This window comes from Pseudoalteromonas sp. SR41-1 (assembly GCF_014164015.1).
Classification (GTDB): domain Bacteria; phylum Pseudomonadota; class Gammaproteobacteria; order Enterobacterales; family Alteromonadaceae; genus Pseudoalteromonas; species Pseudoalteromonas distincta.
Genome location: NZ_JACJEK010000005.1, coordinates 226,475 through 243,982 on the forward strand (window position 1 = coordinate 226,475; position 17,508 = coordinate 243,982).

At 38.3% G+C, this 17,508-nt stretch carries 14 protein-coding genes; 7 read left to right on the forward strand and 7 right to left on the reverse strand.

Going from position 1 to position 17,508, the window contains the following annotated elements:
- Positions 1–83 precede the first annotated feature (83 nt).
- Positions 84–329, reverse strand: coding sequence for an acetolactate synthase 2 small subunit (ilvM, locus tag H5118_RS06190; protein ID WP_002959893.1), 246 nt, complete (start codon positions 327–329; stop codon positions 84–86).
- Positions 326–1,975, reverse strand: coding sequence for an acetolactate synthase 2 catalytic subunit (gene ilvG / locus H5118_RS06195; RefSeq protein ID WP_024605308.1), 1,650 nt, complete (start codon positions 1,973–1,975; stop codon positions 326–328). The genes ilvM and ilvG overlap by 4 nt, the downstream gene beginning before the upstream one ends.
- A 540-nt stretch (positions 1,976–2,515) precedes the next feature.
- Between ilvG and H5118_RS06200 the strand changes: the two genes are divergently transcribed.
- The 7 genes from H5118_RS06200 to H5118_RS06230 all read left to right on the forward strand — a co-directional run bounded on the left by H5118_RS06200 (position 2,516) and on the right by H5118_RS06230 (position 9,836).
- Positions 2,516–4,186, forward strand: coding sequence for a phosphoethanolamine transferase (locus tag H5118_RS06200; protein ID WP_182748171.1), 1,671 nt, complete (start codon positions 2,516–2,518; stop codon positions 4,184–4,186).
- Positions 4,183–4,554 carry a diacylglycerol kinase gene (locus H5118_RS06205; RefSeq protein WP_007582120.1) on the forward strand — a complete coding sequence of 124 codons (372 nt, stop codon included), beginning with the start codon at positions 4,183–4,185 and terminating at the stop codon, positions 4,552–4,554. Before H5118_RS06200 ends, H5118_RS06205 begins: the two co-directional genes overlap by 4 nt.
- Positions 4,545–6,491, forward strand: a complete 1,947-nt coding sequence (locus tag H5118_RS06210) for an LTA synthase family protein (protein ID WP_182748173.1) — start codon at positions 4,545–4,547, stop codon at positions 6,489–6,491. Before H5118_RS06205 ends, H5118_RS06210 begins: the two co-directional genes overlap by 10 nt.
- Before the next feature lie 63 nt (positions 6,492–6,554).
- Positions 6,555–7,229: a response regulator transcription factor gene (locus H5118_RS06215; protein WP_182712166.1), complete on the forward strand. Its 675-nt coding sequence runs from the start codon at positions 6,555–6,557 to the stop codon at positions 7,227–7,229.
- Positions 7,210–8,646: a HAMP domain-containing sensor histidine kinase gene (locus H5118_RS06220; protein ID WP_182748175.1), complete on the forward strand. Its 1,437-nt coding sequence runs from the start codon at positions 7,210–7,212 to the stop codon at positions 8,644–8,646. Before H5118_RS06215 ends, H5118_RS06220 begins: the two co-directional genes overlap by 20 nt.
- Before the next feature lie 49 nt (positions 8,647–8,695).
- The gene (locus H5118_RS06225) at positions 8,696–9,574 is read left to right on the forward strand and encodes a TraB/GumN family protein (protein WP_182748177.1); all 879 of its coding nucleotides are present in this window, start codon (positions 8,696–8,698) and stop codon (positions 9,572–9,574) included.
- A 70-nt stretch (positions 9,575–9,644) separates the two neighbouring features.
- Entirely contained in the window at positions 9,645–9,836 is a 192-nt protein-coding gene (locus H5118_RS06230) for a hypothetical protein (protein WP_182748179.1), read from the forward strand.
- Here the strand turns inward: H5118_RS06230 and H5118_RS06235 are convergent.
- From H5118_RS06235 to H5118_RS06255, 5 genes are all read right to left on the reverse strand, one after another.
- A complete protein-coding gene (locus H5118_RS06235) occupies positions 9,826–11,238 on the reverse strand; it encodes an ATP-binding cassette domain-containing protein (RefSeq protein WP_182748181.1) in 1,413 nt (470 codons plus the stop codon). The two genes, H5118_RS06230 and H5118_RS06235, sit on opposite strands and share 11 nt — an antisense overlap.
- Positions 11,239–11,678: 440 nt before the next feature.
- Entirely contained in the window at positions 11,679–13,406 is a 1,728-nt protein-coding gene (locus H5118_RS06240; RefSeq protein ID WP_182748183.1) for a response regulator, read from the reverse strand.
- A 132-nt stretch (positions 13,407–13,538) separates the two neighbouring features.
- A complete protein-coding gene (locus H5118_RS06245) occupies positions 13,539–15,872 on the reverse strand; it encodes a fatty acid cis/trans isomerase (protein ID WP_182748185.1) in 2,334 nt (777 codons plus the stop codon).
- On the reverse strand, positions 15,869–16,234 hold the full coding sequence (locus tag H5118_RS06250; protein ID WP_002959878.1) for a hypothetical protein: 366 nt from the start codon (positions 16,232–16,234) through the stop codon (positions 15,869–15,871). The genes H5118_RS06245 and H5118_RS06250 overlap by 4 nt, the downstream gene beginning before the upstream one ends.
- An 88-nt stretch (positions 16,235–16,322) precedes the next feature.
- Positions 16,323–17,117: a VOC family protein gene (locus H5118_RS06255; RefSeq protein ID WP_182748186.1), complete on the reverse strand. Its 795-nt coding sequence runs from the start codon at positions 17,115–17,117 to the stop codon at positions 16,323–16,325.
- Positions 17,118–17,508 lie beyond the last annotated feature (391 nt).

Here is a 17,508-nt window from a genome sequence, read left to right on the forward strand (position 1 = left end):
CAAAATAAGCGGGCATTCCTCATTCTAAAATTGGTGAGTAACCGAGTGATTCAGTTACTCGTAAATTGTTTTTCAGTTCGTAATTACACAGCCTGTTGTTGCTGTAAATTTTGTAAAGTGACTTCTTTGACATCCACCAGCTTATTTAACTGGCTGGTTAAAAGGTGAATTGGTTTATCACTATCTACCGTCATGTCTACATTATAAAAACCATCGTCCATATTGAGCTGAAAATGCGTAAGGTCAAAACCACGATGACGCACCACTCGTAAAAAGCGCTCTACCGCTATACTTTGGCTTTTTAATGCAATAGTTAGGCTATGTTTCATTTTGCTTTCTCCGTCATCATTTCGTCGTTAGCAGCCCCAGGTGGTACAAGTGGCCAAACATTTTCTTTATCATCAATACAGGCATGTACTATGTACGGACCTTTACTGTTAACTAATGCAGTTATCGCATCATCAACTTGGTTAGCGTGAGTAATTGTTTGCCCTGGGATACCAAATACAGCAGCTAATTGCACAAAGTCTGGGTTATCCGACAGATTAGTTTCAGAATAACGCCCTTCAAAAAATAGTTCTTGCCATTGGCGAACCATCCCTAAACGCTGGTTATCTAAAATTAATATTTTTACAGGTAAATTGTTACGACGAATAGTGGCCAGCTCTTGAATATTCATCATTATAGAACCATCACCCGATACAGTGATAACAAAGTCATCAGGGCGTGCTACTTGTGCACCAATAGCCGCAGGTAGACCAAAGCCCATTGTGCCTGCACCACCACTGCTTAAATGATTACTCGGATGAGTAAACTTCATGTGTTGTGCTACCCACATTTGGTGCTGACCAACATCGCAGCACACAACCCCTGTTTTTGGCATGCGTTGGCTTAGTTGGTTTAATAAGTACGGTGCAAAAACCTTCTCACCTGGGTAGTCGTAACGCCACGCATGCTTAATATTTATTTCTTTATTTGTGTCACACCAAGCTTTAGGTGTTACAAAGCACTCAAGTGCGGGTAACGACGTTTTTAAATCGGCAATTAATGAAGCTTTAGCAGGTTTTCGCTTACCAACTTCAGCAGCATCTATATCTAAATGGATTACTTTAGCTTTAGCTGCAAATTTAGCTAAGTTGCCTGTTACGCGGTCATCAAAGCGTGCCCCTATACATACAAGTACATCACATTCTTGCACTGCGATATTAGCAGCTTGACCACCATGCATACCCAACATACCTAAGTAATGTTCGTAATCTGGTAATACACTGCCCAGCGCTTTAAGTGTTGATACAGCTGGCATCTGAGTTTTATTTAAAAATTGCATTAGTTCGTCTTGCGCATCAGCGGCTTGTACACCACCACCAACATACGCTACAGGCTGTTTAGCCTCACTCAACAATTGATTAGCAATAGCAACTTGCTTTAAATCTAACTCTGGTAAGTATTCATCAGCTGCTAGCCAAGGTTTAAAAGGGACTTGAGCCATTTGAATATCTTTTGGGATATCGACAAGTACAGGACCTGGGCGGCCGCTTTGCGCTAAATGAATTGCTTCTTGTAATATCTCTGCTAAGTCTTCAGCTCGTTCTACCATGTAGCTGTGCTTAGTACACGAAAGCGACATACCTAGTACATCTATTTCTTGAAACGCATCTGAACCAATCGCTGCAGTAGGCACTTGGCCGGTGATCGCCAATAATGGCACTGAGTCCATCATCGCATCAGCAAGAGCGGTTATTAAATTAGTTGCACCTGGGCCAGATGTTGCAAAACATACGCCTAATTTACGTGTGCTGCGAGCATAACCAACTGCTGCAAACCCTGCACCTTGCTCATGGCGAGTTAGGTAGTGTTTGACTGGCGCGCCATACAGCGCATCGTAAATTGGCATAATAGCTCCGCCTGGGTAGCCAAATACTTCATTTACGCCGTGTTTGGCCAATAAGTCGATTGTTAGTTCTGCGCCTGTCATTAATAAACCCTCATTCCTCAGTGACAACCCAATTACAAATTTTACCCTTAAAACTAAAAAGCCCTCCGAACGGTTAAGTGCGGAGGGCTTTTTTAATGCTTAAGTTTTTAAAGCACTACGAAGCCCTCGCGGGAATAATCACCACGATAATAATCAGGACTAGGTTAAGTGCGTTTGTAAGCATGTAATTAATACCAAATTTTGTTCAATTATCGCGAAGGTTATTCCTTCGCTCTCTTTTTATATTAGTACCGCGCTAGGCCCTTTAAGTCAACACCAAAGTTAATCTAACAAAAAGACTAAAAGGCAATTTATCAGGTTTTAAAATTCATTATACAAGCTGGTAGTGGTTTTTTTATGCTCTAATTTTAATCTCAGAAATTCACTATTCTTATATCCCTTATTTAAGGTTTGATTAATTTTTGAGAATATTTTTATAAATAAAATTATTTATCACCTTCAGGTAATGCGTAGGTTCTCTTAAGCGACTCTTAAGTGTTGTTGCATAGCATGGCGTTGTTATTTTAAACGAGCCTAAATATGAACATAACTAGCCAAACACCAGCACAAAAAAAGCCAAATCGTAGTAAGCGGTTTTACATTCACTGTAGTGCAAATGCCTTTGTAGTGATGATTGCCTGTTATTACTGTTTAGTTATAAACATTCCTTTTATTCAAGGTTCGTTTAGCGCCATCACCTCCCTTGCATCTTTTTCATGGCTATTTTTACTTTCAGTGCCACTGCTGTTGTTATGCCTTTTAATTATTTTCTTTTCAATAGTGTCGATTAGGTGGTTACTAAAACCAATTAACTACCTTTTACTGATAATTTCGAGTGCCGTACTTTACGGCTCATTAAATTACGGCGTCGTGTTTGACTATTCAATGATTCAAAACACGTTCGAAACAGATTCAAGCGAAGCACTGAGCTATTTAAATCCGCAGCTCATAGGCTTTCTACTACTGTTTTGTGCGCTACCTGTTTTTATATTAAGCAAAGTAAAAATACACTTTACCCGCCCTCACCAAGAAGCGATTAGTCGTATAAAACTTATTGTAGCGTGCTGCTCACTAATTGCTTTAGTGGTCGTAAACTTTTACGCCGATTACGCAGCCACTGGCCGCAATAACCGCATTTTGAAAAAAGAACTCATCCCATTTCAGTATCTCTCTAGCGGTTATAAATATATGCGCGATCAGCTGCTGTATACCAATATGGAATTTAAAAACATAGATGCAGCACCTACCCTAATTGCGGCTAATACCACCAGCGTAACAGTTATAGTTGTTGGCGAAACCGCACGAGCAGAAAACTTTTCTTATCAAGGTTATAAGCGCAACACCAACCCTTATACACAAAAGTATAATGTGACGTATTTTAATAATGTGGCGTCTTGTGGCACCGCTACTGCTGTGTCTGTGCCGTGTATGTTTTCACTGCAAACACAAGATAACTTTGATCGTTTAGCAGCCGACAACCAACAAAACCTGGTTGACTTAGCACAACAAGCTGGCAGCGACGTACTGTGGGTTGATAACAACAGCGGCTGTAAAAACGTATGCACCCGTGTTGTTAACATTGATATCCCAACCACCCCATCAGCGCTTTGCGATGGAAAATATTGTTTTGATGAAGCACTGCTTGCTCCACTTAAGCGCAAACTCGCTAATTTAAACCAAGCTAATACCGTTATCGTCCTACACATGATGGGCTCACACGGACCAACCTACTTTAAACGCTACCCAGAAAAATTTAAGCAATTTACGCCCACGTGCGACAGAAGCGACATTCAAAACTGCTCACTCGATGAATTAGTTAATACCTACGACAACACAATTGCGTACAGCGACTTTGTTAACGCCCAGGTAATTGAGCAATTAAAAGCGCTGCCAAACAACATAGATAAGCAGTTTTTATATGTCTCTGATCATGGTGAATCACTTGGCGAAGCCGGTGCTTATTTACATGGTTTTCCGTATAGCTTTGCACCTAGCACACAAACGCACGTTCCTCTTTATATGTGGGCTGATGAGCATAATCAGCGCATTACTAATACCTGTTTAGCTAATTTAGACACCCGCGCTGCACGCTCACACAACAATATTTTTCACACCCTTTTAAATTTAATTGGCATTAAAAGCAAAACGTATCAGGCATCACTTGATTTACTTGCTAACTGCCAAACAACACCAAGCGAAATAAAACTATGAGTAATAAAACCGTTATAAAACGCCAAGGCTTAATGCGCCTTATTTTTACCTTAAGCCATTCTTTTAACGGCTTAAAATGGATGAGTCGATTTGAAGCGGCGTTTCAACAAGAGCTAGCACTGTTTTCATTACTCGGTGTGTTTGTGTGGCTACAAGAAATTGCACTAAGGGATAAATTACTGCTTATAGCTAGCCTGCTTTTTGTATTGTTTGCTGAGCTGGTAAATACGGCAGTTGAGGTTGTAGTTGATAGAATTGGCAGTGAATACCATGAGCTTTCGGGGCTAGCTAAAGATATAGCCTCTGCAAGCGTGTTTATAGCTATGCTAATTGCCGCTCTTATTTGGTGGGCTGTGTTATGGGCATAAAGCTAACTTTTATACCTAAAATACAAAATGCACTTGGCCCTGTATGGATTTTTGTTGTATTTGCTGTTTTGGCACTTAGCTTTTTAACACTTGCTCGCTTTGGATTAAGTGTATGGCAAGGGGAGCGTGTATTTGGATTGCATGCGTGGTTATCTATATTTATAGGTGGTTTAAGAGTTGATATAGCCACTCTAAGCTACATTATTATGCCCGCATTACTACTTACTTTACTGATGCAAAGCGTAGGTTGGCAAAATAAAGTACGCGGCCTCATTAAAATTTATTTAGTGACGATGTCTGCTTTACTTGTTTTTTTTGAAGTGATTACGCCTACGTTTATAAACGAGTACGATTTACGCCCAAACCGCTTATTTATAGAATATTTAATTTATCCTAAAGAAGTCACAAAAATGATTTTTTCAGGCTATAAGGTAGAAGTATTTATTGCTGTTATAGCACTTATTTTAAGCTGTAAATTTGCAAGTAAAATATTTAGCAATCAATGGCAAAGCAAGTCATCACTAACAGGTTTAAATCAATCAATTTTAGCGCTTGTTTTAGTATGCTTAACTATTTTTGGCGCCCGCAACTCATTAGGACACAGACCACTTAACCCCGCCATGGTCTCGTTTTCTACCGATCATTTACTTAACGACTTAACCCTTAACTCACTTTATAGCGTCGCGTTTGCAGTTAAGCAACTTTCTAATGAGCAATCGAGCCAAGACTATTACGGTAAAATGCCCACCGATGAATTACTTAGTATTGTGCGTAGTAACATGCAAAATACGCAAGGCACATTTAGTGATGTAACCGCCCCTACAAAAACGTTTCATGGCGCAAGTAATACAGGTAAACCCAAAAATTTAGTCATTATTTTACAAGAAAGTTTAGGTGCTCGTTATGTAGGCACACTTGGCGGTTTACCGCTTACACCTAATATAGACGCCCTTTATAAACAAGGCTGGGGGTTTGATAATTTATACGCCACGGGTACACGTTCAGTACGTGGAATTGAGGCTGTAATTACAGGGTTTACACCAACGCCTTCGCGTGCAGTTGTTAAGCTTGATAAATCACAACGTGACTTTTTTACCATTGCTGATTTTTTAGCGAAGCAAAATTACAACACGCAGTTCATTTATGGTGGCGAAAGCCATTTTGATAACATGCGCAGCTTCTTTTTAGGCAACGGTTTTAAAAGTATCGTAGATACAAATAACTTTAAAAAAATAGACTTTAATGGCTCGTGGGGCGCATCAGACGAAGACTTGTACGACCAGGCCGACATAGAACTTACTAAGCTTAAAAATCAAAACAAACCCTTTTTTAGCCTTATATTCTCAAGCTCTAATCATAGCCCGTATGACTTTCCTGACGATAAAATAACGCTGTACGATAAACAAAAACAAACCCGTAATAATGCTGCCAAGTATGCCGATTACGCACTAGGCACCTTTATCGAAAAAGCTAAAAAATCGAGCTACTGGGATAATACTGTATTTATAGTTATTGCCGATCACGACTCGCGCGTATCGGGTTCAAATTTAGTACCGGTTGATCACTTTAAAATTCCGGCCGTTATTTTTGGAAAAGGTATTACCCATAAACGAGATAGCCAACTAGCCAGTCAGCTCGATATTCCTGTTACTCTACTGTCTTTAATTGGCGCAAGTGGTAAGCACCCAATGATAGGTCATGATTTATCAAAAAAAATTAGCGACAACAAACAACGCGCAATGATGCAATACGACAAAAACTTTGCCTACATGCACGATAATAAAGTGGTGGTGTTACAACCACAAAAACCAGCAACCACCTATACGTATAGCAATAACCAGCTTGTACCATGTGAAAACGATGAGCAACTAGTTAAAAAAGCCCTAGCCCACGCGAACTTAGGTAATCTAGCTTATACAAATGGTTGGTATCATTAACCAAGTGACTTGATAATAAAGCCTTGTTAAAGTAACAAGGCTATTTTTATAAACCGAGTAAACATGAAAATCCTCGTTATTGAAGACTCTGAAGCACTAAGACGCAGCTTGCAAGTTGGCCTTAGCAACCTTGGTTTTACTGTAGATGAAACTGGTGATGGCTCAGAAGGGTTGAGTATGGCACTGAGTGGAAACTACGACCTCCTCGTACTTGATTTAATGCTACCGAGCGTTGATGGCATGAGTATTTTACAAGCACTGCGCAGCAGTAATAGCCAAAGCCGTGTGCTAATTTTATCGGCACGAAGTGAGCCTCAAGATAAAATTAGTGGCCTTATGAAAGGCGCTGACGATTATTTAACTAAGCCATTTTCGTTTGAAGAACTCCATGCTCGTGTCCTTGCATTACTTCGTCGCGGTTCACTGCAAAACCAACAAAATACCCTAACCGTAGGAGATTGCGTATTAGATCTCTCCCTTAAAACTCTTCATTACGAGCAACATGCCATTGAGCTCACGCGCAATGAATACAAAATAATAGAATGCTTATTTAACGCCCCAGAGCGAGTATTAGGGCTCGAGCTTATAAGTGAAGCGGTGGTAGGTCAGTTTGATATGCTCTCTAAAAATGCGCTTGAAGCACACATCTCAACCATACGTAAAAAAGTAAGACAGTTTGATGGCGAGCTCCCGATAAAAAATAAACGTGGATTTGGTTATGTCGCAACAACAAAATAAAAATCACTCAATAAAACGTAAACTCGTTAATAATATTAGCGCTGTGATCTCAGTTATTTTATTCACCATATTTTTAACCGTTGATTTAAGTGTTGATACTTGGGTGGAAGATCAGTTCAATCAGTCTTTAACTAATAAAGCTAACTACTTAAAAACCTTAGTTGAAGATGACAACAACGTGGTTGAATTTGATTTTGCTGGTGAGTTTATGTCGGAGTATGAAGCTGCAGATGCCACGGAGTTTTACCAGTTATGGCATGGCCGTGATGTGTTTGAGCGCTCGGACTCATTAGCGCTTTATGAAAATGCTAACCTGCCTTTTTTAGAAATGCCGATAAACGAATCTAAAATTATAGATTACGAGCTTCCTAACGGGCGTAATGGTCGCGCACTTATAAGTCACTTTGTAGCCCAAAAAGATGATAGAAATCCCACTCACTCTGCTGTTTTTAATACCATGACTCTTGCGATTGCAGCGCCGACAGCCGAACTTAATAAAGTACTGATTATTATTGATGTGGTCTTTATTTTAACCTGTGTACTTGGTGTGTTTGGTGTGCGCTATTTAGTGACACGTATTGTAAATAAAGGCCTGCACCCACTACACAACTTAAACGATCAAATTAAGTTACTCGATATTACCGGTGTTGCGCAAACAATAGAAAGCGACTTTAAAGTAGAAGAAATAGAACCTATACGTAACGAGCTAAATAAGTTTATTACCGTTAATCAGCAACTCTATAGTAATGAAAAACGGCTAACAAGCGACATTGCACACGAGCTTAAAACCCCTATAGCTGAACTCATAAGCCTTTCAGAAGTGGCTATTCGCTACCCTGACGATAAACGCATTAGCGACACCTATACCAGTGATGTGCTTAATATTTCACAGCGTATGAAAACAATTGTTAGCAACCTCTTATTATTGCAGCGCTCAAGTAGTAGTGCTATGCAATTGAATGCACAAAATATCATGCTAAATAACTTAGTAAATCAAATTATTGATGAGCTGACCTTTAAGCATCCAAGTATCAAAACGCGTTTAAATAATGAGATAACTGACAAGTTTACACTTAATGCTGACGAATTTAGTTTAAATACCATTTTATGTAACTTAATCGATAACGCACTATTTTATGGACTCCCTGAGGCACCAATTAAATTAACTGCCGTAAATAACAGCACAAACATGAGCATCTCTGTTAGTAACAAAGTAAATAAACCACTAAGTGGTGAACAGCTAATTGCTATTTTTGACCCGCTCTATCAGCTAGATTCATCTAGAACTAATAATCAGCGCCATGGTTTAGGATTATCAATTGTACAGAGCTTATGTAACTTAAATGGCTTTACTATTACGGCCAGTAATACCGAAAACAATACGTTAACGTTTATATTAACGTTACCTCTGAAGTAAATTTAGGTTAGTATTTACACTACTAATTTTGAGATTTTAAGGACAAACCATGAATGCTCTTAGCCGTATTAGCCACTTTTTTATTGTGGCGTTACTTATAACATTTAGCCTGAACAGCTATGCAGCTCCTGCCTTATATAAAATAGAAAAAAATGGCGTTAGCTCTTACCTATTTGGCACTGTACACGTTGGTGATGCCAGCATGAAAGGCTTACCTAAAAATGTAACCGATGCAATTAGTGCAAGCAAAGAAGTGATTGTTGAAGTTGATATAAGCAAACTTACTCCACTTGAAATGCAGCAGCGTTCAATGCCATTTATGATGCTAAGTGACGGTAAAACATTACAAACTGAGCTTTCAAAGCAAAATTATACCAAGCTAAAAGATTACTTTACTAAAAAGTCGATTGATATTGCTATGTTTAATGGCTTAAAGCCCTGGGCTGTTATGGTGACTATGATGCAAATTGAATTTCAAAATGCAGGATATTCAGATAAAACCGGCATAGACAAGCAAGTGCTTAGTTATGCTAAAGAGCATAATATTAAAATTGGCGAGCTTGAAACCCTAGAACAACAACTACAAATGTTTGATGGTATGGCGCTATTAAGCAATGAAATGATTGAAGAAACTTTTGAGCAACTAGCCGATATTAATACTTACTTTATCAAGTTAGTTAATGCCTGGAAAAGCGGTGACATGGACACACTAACCGATTACTACAACATGAGTTTTGATGACAGTAATTACGGTGAAATTAGCGAGCAAGTAATGCTAACTAACCGCAATAATAATTGGGTTAAACAACTCACACCGCGTTTAGCAAACGAGCAGCTATTTATTGCTGTAGGCGCTTTGCATTTACCTGAAAAACACGGGTTACTTAAACAACTTCGAGATAAAGGCTTTAGCGTTACTCGTCTTTAAAATAAAAATGACCCCAATAGAGCTTACGTAAACAAACTCGCTAAGTAAGCTCATAATGTTTAGGTAAATTATGAAACGTTTTCAATTTGAGATTTTATTTTTTCTCACGATGCTTTTTATCAATGGAGTATATTACTACCAAGAGGGGTATTTTAAACCAAGTGGTGGGTTAATCCTTGCCTCTATTTTTATTGCGATTGAAATTGTTATTAACTTAATAGAAAGCATTAATAAAAAATATAAAAAACGAACTAACAACTAAAGTCTTCCATTTTTAAGTAATTCTCTATTCCTTTAATTTTGTCTGCCGCATGATGATTTACATAAATCACAGTACTTGTATTGGCAGCACAAATTTTCTCTATTAGTAACAGTACACGCTGCCTGTTTGCTTCATCTAAGCCCAAGCAAGGTTCATCTAAAATAAGTAACGTTGGATGTTTTACCATAGCCCGCACAATTAATAACATACGCTGATCGCCGTACGATAGCTGGGTGAATGAGGTGCTTTGCTTGTCACTTAAACCAATAAATGCCAGCCACTGCTTAGCAATATTAATTTGTGCGTCGCTCGGTTTTTGATATAAACCTATGCTGTCGTAAAATCCTGAAATAACAGTATTTAAAGCCGATATACTTACGCGGTAATCCATATGTAGCGCGTTAGATATAAAACCAATATGCTGTTTTATATCCCAAATACTCTCCCCTGTCCCACGTTTAAAACCGAACACTTCAATGTCATTGTTATAACACTGTGGGTTATCACCTGTTATTAAATTTAATAAGCATGTTTTGCCTGAACCGTTCGCTCCACTGAGCTGCCAATGCTGATGCTTTTCTATAGTCCAATTGAGATTTTTGAATATGCTTACATCACTGTAACTAACTTTAGCATTACTCAATTTAACTAAGGTATTACCGGTGAATGCCTTTTGCTCTTGTTCAGTATCCGGAGATGGCACATCCAATGAGGTATGTTCTAAATGAAGTAGTTTTAGTAAATCACTCAATTGCTCACTGTCTGGCTTTGCCAAAGTATGTAACAAGCAACCTTGGTTTACATAGCCATAGTGAGTAATGAATGAAGGGATTTCGTCTAGGCGGTTTAGTACAAAAACAAAAGTAATAGTTTGGCTAAGTTCTATGAGTATTCTATTAAGCTGCTGGCAAGATTGTACGTCGAGTCCATGAAATGGCTCATCAAGCACGACTAACTCACTATGGGAGCTGAGTGCTTTTATAAGTAGGAGTTTACGAGTTTCACCCGTTGAAAGGTCTCTAAAATGCCTATTTAGTAATGAGCTAAATTTAAATAACTCTATTAGCTGCGCTAATAACTCATCATTATTACTATGCCCTGTAAAAACAAGGTCTTTAACGAGGGTGTGCTTATCATGCTCTAATTCTTGAGCTAGTAACTGTTTATGCGAATCTGAAGACACGAGCATAAGCTTATTAATACTACTTATACGCTTACCACTTTCGCACTTAGCCTCACCGATTAACGCAGCTGTCAGTGCAGATTTACCAGCTCCATTAGCACCTAAAAGTAACCAATGTTCTCCTAGGTTTACTTGCCAATCTAGGTTGCATATATCGTAACGGCTTTTACCTTGCCCTTGTAAGTAACCATTAAATTGCTCAAGCGTAATTGACTGCACTAACTTTTCCTAATAAACCTTAAAACAGCAAGTTAACGTATATTAAAAGTGCTTAGCAAGCTTGTTATCCGCAAAATTAATTTATTTCACTAGGGCGTATTGATCTTTGTGGATTGAAATTTGTTCAATCCAAGGAAGATTAAATCGCGGCGCGAGGTTTGTAACCTAGTGGGCTCGATAACTGCTCCTGCGTTATTCTAATGGCTTACATCCATGTAAGAATAAGTCAAAACCGAGTAAAGCTTCCGCGTCCTGCTCACGCCCCTTACCTACATCCATGTAGGCAACAAAGAGTTAATCGTCCCTAGAAAGAACCCAATGGGCAGCGCATGTTTGGTATTTATGCTGCGTTATCGCCTATTTATGGGGAATAACCACACTACATAGGCTCTGCCTTGCCTAAAAACCAAACATACTGCTGCAAATTTAACTACCAAAGATCAACACGCCCTAACAACGCTAATACTATTTAATGCGTCTTTAATTGCTTGCTGGCTTATTGGCTTATGGATATGGAGGTTAGCTCCGTATTCATAAACTCGCTCTATATCATTTTGTGAGGTATTTGCTGTTATAACAATAATTGGCATTACTTTATTAAGATCGGAACGTATTCTTTTAATCGCCTCAAACCCATCCATTACTGGCATATTTAGATCCATAAAAACAATATCGTACTGATTTTCACTCACCATATCACACGCGACTTTACCATTTTCTGCGCAATCATAGCTTAAACCTAATAAACTAAGTATGCGGGTTAATAACATAGTGTTTAATGGGTTATCTTCAACGACTAAACACGTTAGCTTGTTGTTTACTTTAAGAGGTGTTGGGAGAGCTTTACTTATTGTCACTGGTAAATACAAAGACACCAAAGCACCATGAGTTTTATTATTTGTAAAAGTAATTTCACCATGCAGTGCTTTTACAACGTATTGAACCCGGGTTAGGCCTGTTCTCAACCCTTGAAAGTGATTGGTTTGTTTAAATGAGTCAAATTCAAGACTGGTAATATTCTTCGAAAAGCCACTGCCAGTGTCACTCACTGTCAAATGAAATTCATCATTTAAAAGCTTAGCTGAAACAGTAATTTCACCTTTTTGTGTAAACTTAATTGCATTACTAATTAATTCTGTAAGTGTGTGCTGCAAACGTTGATGATCCAATTTACATACACAATTTAACGATTCATCTAAAGAGCTAACTAGTTTTAGGCCTTTTTGCTTACACGCATGCTTGTAAGCTATTACTACTTTATTACACGACTCTAAAAGGTTTTCGTCATTTAAATGCGGTACCCATTTACCTGCACTTAAAGCCTGCAAGTCTTGTAATTCATCTAATATGGCTATTAACCTAAGCGCGCAATAGTTAGCTTGGGTTTTAACGCTTTGCTGTTTATCAGAAACCTCTAGCTCCTCAATAGACGTAATAAGTCCCTGCAAAGGTGTTCTAAATTCGTGACTAGCTCTGGCAATAAAATGTTCTTTATTTTGACTTGTTTGATAAACAAAATCTTTTTGTTTTTGTAGCTCTAAAAGCGTGTCTGAAACCTCTTTTTCCATTGGTATAAAAACAAATCTTAACTCAATAAGTAATAATGTCATTGCCAATAACCAGCATAGTATCTCTAGGATGGCGACCCAATTTACTTTTTTTACAGCTTGAGATTCAAATAAGCTCACTGCCTTATCAAGCTTTGTTAATAACGTTTCAACATGCTTTATAGAAAATACTGAGTGGTTTATCTCTCCTTGCTGATACAAAAGCCGCTCTGTTTGTTCTATATAGTCAAATACCGCTTTATCTAGCCCAATCGTTTCACCAAAATATAAGTCTACTAACGCTGGATTTAAGTAAATGTATTCGTCATCAGAGTTTTTAGTTAATAATATTTGATGGGACTTTTTAAATGTATTAAGGGACTTTTCAAGTGACTCAGTATGAGCGGGCGAGTAATTACTGATGTTAATCATAGCATTACTGTGCCAAGCAATTTTCTGTGAGAGCATACGCTGGCTACCAGCGATGTTAATAATTTTTGCATCAAACTTTTGAACAGAAAAACTATGCTGCATTAATAAAGCAGAGCCACTTATTAATAGCGCTATTGCAATTAGTGCCCATCGGTAACGTGTTCTCACGCTTTTAATAATATTGAACATGTATAAACCAGTTTTTTTATATAAGTGTAGACTAATTTTTTAAAACGAAGAATCAGTCAAAATAATTAAGCGAATTATTAATACCCAATAAAAAAGCCCAGCATCAAGCTGGGCCATAGTAGTAAAATTATATTAGCGATTCTCTAATCGATTATAATCGAACATTCCATATTCTATCCCACGATACTTTTTAGCTGTATCGTGCAATATATCGCTGTATTGCCAAAACTGTGGATGAGTACGTCGAATACCAAACTTAGATTTCAAAGCACCATAATCGGCTTCTATTTGCATCATAGGCAATTGCTCGGCAAAAGCATTTACTTGCTGCTCGTTATTTAAATACCAAATAGCTGCTGGGTAATCACCGATAAAGCCAGGAACAATAGTCGCGGTATCTTCATCATAAGCACGTTGGCCATCTTCGTTTAATAAACTAGATATATTGTAGTGCGCATTATGATGAATAATAGTGTAGCCCTTATGACTATTATCTTTTTGCTTTACAAGTACAAAAGAAAGCTGGGGTAACAAGTTTACCGCTTTTGCTGGCATATTACTTACTACATTTAACGGCTTTGGTACTTCAGTGTAGTTGTATCTTTCACTTAAAACTGGCGCTAAGGCTTCTTTCATCAAAGTATATAGCTCATGCTGTGGATCATCAGTTTTATAGTTAATACCACTTGGCTGACTAAATTCTCGATTATTTTTAAAGAACTTAGATAAGTCAGGTGGTGAATTACGATACCACTGCTTTTTAATTTGATTACGTTTAGCCTCAGGTAACAATGCTAAAAAGTTTTGCTCTCCCTCTAAACGTAAAAAATCCATATATAGGCGTGTCACTAATTGATGGCCTATATTTCCGTACACATCAAAGCCTGCTACAAGCAAATAGTGAATACGCTCAAACAAAGCATAATCTAATATCCAGGTGGTTTTAGGCTCTTGACCAATAAAACCTTTAACTACAGTTGCACTATCAAAATGGCGGAAAATAGTTAGTGCCGCATTTTTATTATGCCCATCACCTTTCCAAAGTAAGTCTGTTGTAAGGTGCTCACCACCTTTGAACATTTTGTTAGCAAGCTCAACTTTCGCCTGTAAATACTTTTTCTCGCGAACTGAATATTTAACCCAGCTAGAAATGGGTAAGGCATTACTTTCCTCAGCGGCAGGAAGTTCTAATGCCTCTTCATGTTGCATTAGCATTTCCCCTACAGCCGGAGTCGCTACTTTATTAGGATCAGCAAAAGCCACCCAAAAATGATCGTTTATAACATTTAAAGCAATCTGACCACGACAAACAGGCCCTTTTATAAAGCCCATTATAATTAACTCTGCCTCATCAAGCATAAATTGATACTTAGAATTAATTGGAATAACTTCGAAAGTTTTAAAAGGGTTAGATGCTGCCTTAGCCTCATAACTCGGCATTTGCGTAACCGTATAATCTGGCGCAATAAACTGCTCATATAAACGCAGTAATTTAGCTTCATTAAGCTCAAGAGGTAAATGTGTTTTAGAAAGTATGGTTGTACGCTCTTGCATAAAACGATAATAAACACGGCTAACTTTAGGGTCATCGTATGGGCGACGCGTGTTAATTAACTTTATTTCCTCACCAGGAGGCGTACTTGAGCGAACTAGTTTGAAAAAGCTTTGTGGGTTTTCTGAAGTAAAATAAATATGTGCTAAAAACCAATGCTCATAAATATACCGTGCTGATAACTGATACTTTAAGCTATCTTGATTTAAAAATGCTTCCCAGCCCGCTATTTTATTCTGATCATATTTACTTGGTGGCTGAATATGTGACATTTTACCACCACCTTTAAGCCAGCTCTGTAAGTGATTAAACTCTTCACGCGAAACACCAGGTAAACCATAAGGCATGCCGCCATGAGGTTGTTCACTTACCAATCGATCGAACTCACCCATTGTTGCGCAGGTTTGCGAACGCGCTAACGAAAAGTCAAACTCATCACCTAACACTTCATTTACTGGCAATTCATGGCTTTGCTTTAACACTAAGCTATTAAATAACACACTGCCTGCTAAGTTAGCTTCTTCACTTTGTACGCGCTCATTTAGCACTGGCGTAAAATTTTTTTCTCGCCATTGCTGAGTGTTAGTTGCATCAAATAATAAACGGCTTGGGGTCGTTGCCAATAAACGAGTTCCATCGTAAACGAGCTCTTTACTCAAACCTCGGTCAATACCTTCAGGGGATGAGAGCTTCAGTTGACATGGTGCGTCGTAACAACCATGACAAACGACGCAGCGGGTATCGAGTACAGGTTTTACATTTTGTAAGAAATCAGCACCAGCACCTGTTGTATGAGGCACCATTCTCTCTTGTGTTTGTTCAGGTCCAAAAAGATCATCGTAGTGAGCATTTCCCAAATATGCACAACCACTTAAAATAATGAGTACTATCGTACTTATTAGTATTTTTCTCATTCGTCGTCCTCATCACCTAAATCAAAGGTGGGCATCATATCCATTTGAGGAGAAACGAATGTATTCTGACCTTCAGTATTCAAAACAATACTTAAAAGAGGGCCATGCGTTAATGTTATCTGCGCATCGTGCTCTTGATCTAATATAGCTAAGTACAGAGGATTAGTTATAAGCAACTCATAACCGCTAACAGTAATAGCGACACTGCTATCTTCACTTGGGTTCTGGCAAATTTGAGCAAGTAACTCATCATCAAGTCCAATTGATATTTCAAAATCAGGCTGCTCTAAGTCTCTATTACTTAATGATTCATCTAATAGAAATAAAGGGAGGGTTAAATTACTATCTTGTTCAAATTCCATTGCGTTCTCTGCACTTTCTGACGATTTAATTGACGAGTATTATATCAAACTAGCGAGCAAATTAACGCTAAAGCTAATTTAACTGTGTTTAAACGTCATCCATAACAGATTCGATCACCGAAAATACAGCACCTTGAGGGTCGCATATAACACTAAAACGACCAACATCGGGGATATCTGTTGCAGGAACACATACTTGTCCACCTAAGCTAGCGGCTTTACTAACAATTACATCGCAACTCTCTACTGCAAAATAAATCATCCAATGAGCAGGGGTATCATCAGGCCATTCACTTGTCATTTCAAGCATACCGGCAATTGGTTGTCCATCGACTAAAAATAAAATGTAGTCCATCCCTTCCATAGGCTTTATTTCGCTTTCCCAGCCTAGTAAAGCACAGTAAAAGTCTCGACTTACTTTACTATCTCTTGTTGCTAACTCATGCCAATAAGGCGTATTTAATTCACCTAAGTACTTACAACCTTTATGCTCATTCCCCTGCCATAGTGCAACAGTTGCGCCTACTGGATCTTTTAGCATCAACATTCGTCCTGCATTCATAACATCATGAGGACCGGCAATAACCTCAGCACCTAGTTCTTTTGCTTTTAGCGCACAATCATCAATATTATCGACGGCAATGTAAGCCAACCAATGACTTGGGATACCTGCACTAATTTGCTCTTTAGGCATTTCGTACATTGCAGCGATATCATCACCTTGCTTTTGTAGCATGGTGTAGTATATGTTCTCTCCAATAGGTTGATCGTCATGCCCCCAATCAAATAATGATGTATAAAACGCCTTACCGTCTTTCCAATTGTGCGTACAAAGCTCTGACCAACAAAAAACACCATGCGGGTGGTTTTCAACTTTACTCATGATTAAGCCCTTATTATTCTAATTTTACCTAAACGAACTCTGTCACATTTTATAAACTACATAATTGAACAGATCATAAATTGAGATTAGAGCAATAACTAAGCGGAGTCGATAAAAGAAGGACAAAAATTCGTTATCCAGTTGTTTCATATTTGAGGTTTTTAAAGCAGTTAGGGTCAGATTTAATCCCTCAAATTGATTAAATATTATTGCTGATTGATACAAATTATTCGCCAAGAAGCGCTTCGCTTAGAGGAATACCTAAATCACTTTTCTGCAGACGTAAAAAAGCCCGACTATTTCTAGTCGGGCTCTCTACAATTTGAAGCCTGGTAATGTCCTACTTTCACATAGCAAATGCTACACTATCATCGGCGCTGTTTCGTTTCAC

Coding starts and splice junctions, on each gene's coding strand:
- H5118_RS06200 (WP_182748171.1), top strand. CDS start 2,516: ATGAACATAACTAGCCAAACACCAGCACAAAAAAAGCCAAATCGTAGT.
- H5118_RS06220 (WP_182748175.1), top strand. CDS start 7,210: ATGTCGCAACAACAAAATAAAAATCACTCAATAAAACGTAAACTCGTT.
- ilvG (WP_024605308.1), bottom strand. CDS start 1,975: ATGACAGGCGCAGAACTAACAATCGACTTATTGGCCAAACACGGCGTA.
- H5118_RS06255 (WP_182748186.1), bottom strand. CDS start 17,117: ATGAGTAAAGTTGAAAACCACCCGCATGGTGTTTTTTGTTGGTCAGAG.
- H5118_RS06210 (WP_182748173.1), top strand. CDS start 4,545: ATGGGCATAAAGCTAACTTTTATACCTAAAATACAAAATGCACTTGGC.
- H5118_RS06250 (WP_002959878.1), bottom strand. CDS start 16,234: ATGGAATTTGAACAAGATAGTAATTTAACCCTCCCTTTATTTCTATTA.
- H5118_RS06240 (WP_182748183.1), bottom strand. CDS start 13,406: ATGTTCAATATTATTAAAAGCGTGAGAACACGTTACCGATGGGCACTA.
- H5118_RS06225 (WP_182748177.1), top strand. CDS start 8,696: ATGAATGCTCTTAGCCGTATTAGCCACTTTTTTATTGTGGCGTTACTT.
- H5118_RS06215 (WP_182712166.1), top strand. CDS start 6,555: ATGAAAATCCTCGTTATTGAAGACTCTGAAGCACTAAGACGCAGCTTG.
- H5118_RS06245 (WP_182748185.1), bottom strand. CDS start 15,872: ATGAGAAAAATACTAATAAGTACGATAGTACTCATTATTTTAAGTGGT.
- H5118_RS06230 (WP_182748179.1), top strand. CDS start 9,645: ATGAAACGTTTTCAATTTGAGATTTTATTTTTTCTCACGATGCTTTTT.
- ilvM (WP_002959893.1), bottom strand. CDS start 329: ATGAAACATAGCCTAACTATTGCATTAAAAAGCCAAAGTATAGCGGTA.
- H5118_RS06205 (WP_007582120.1), top strand. CDS start 4,183: ATGAGTAATAAAACCGTTATAAAACGCCAAGGCTTAATGCGCCTTATT.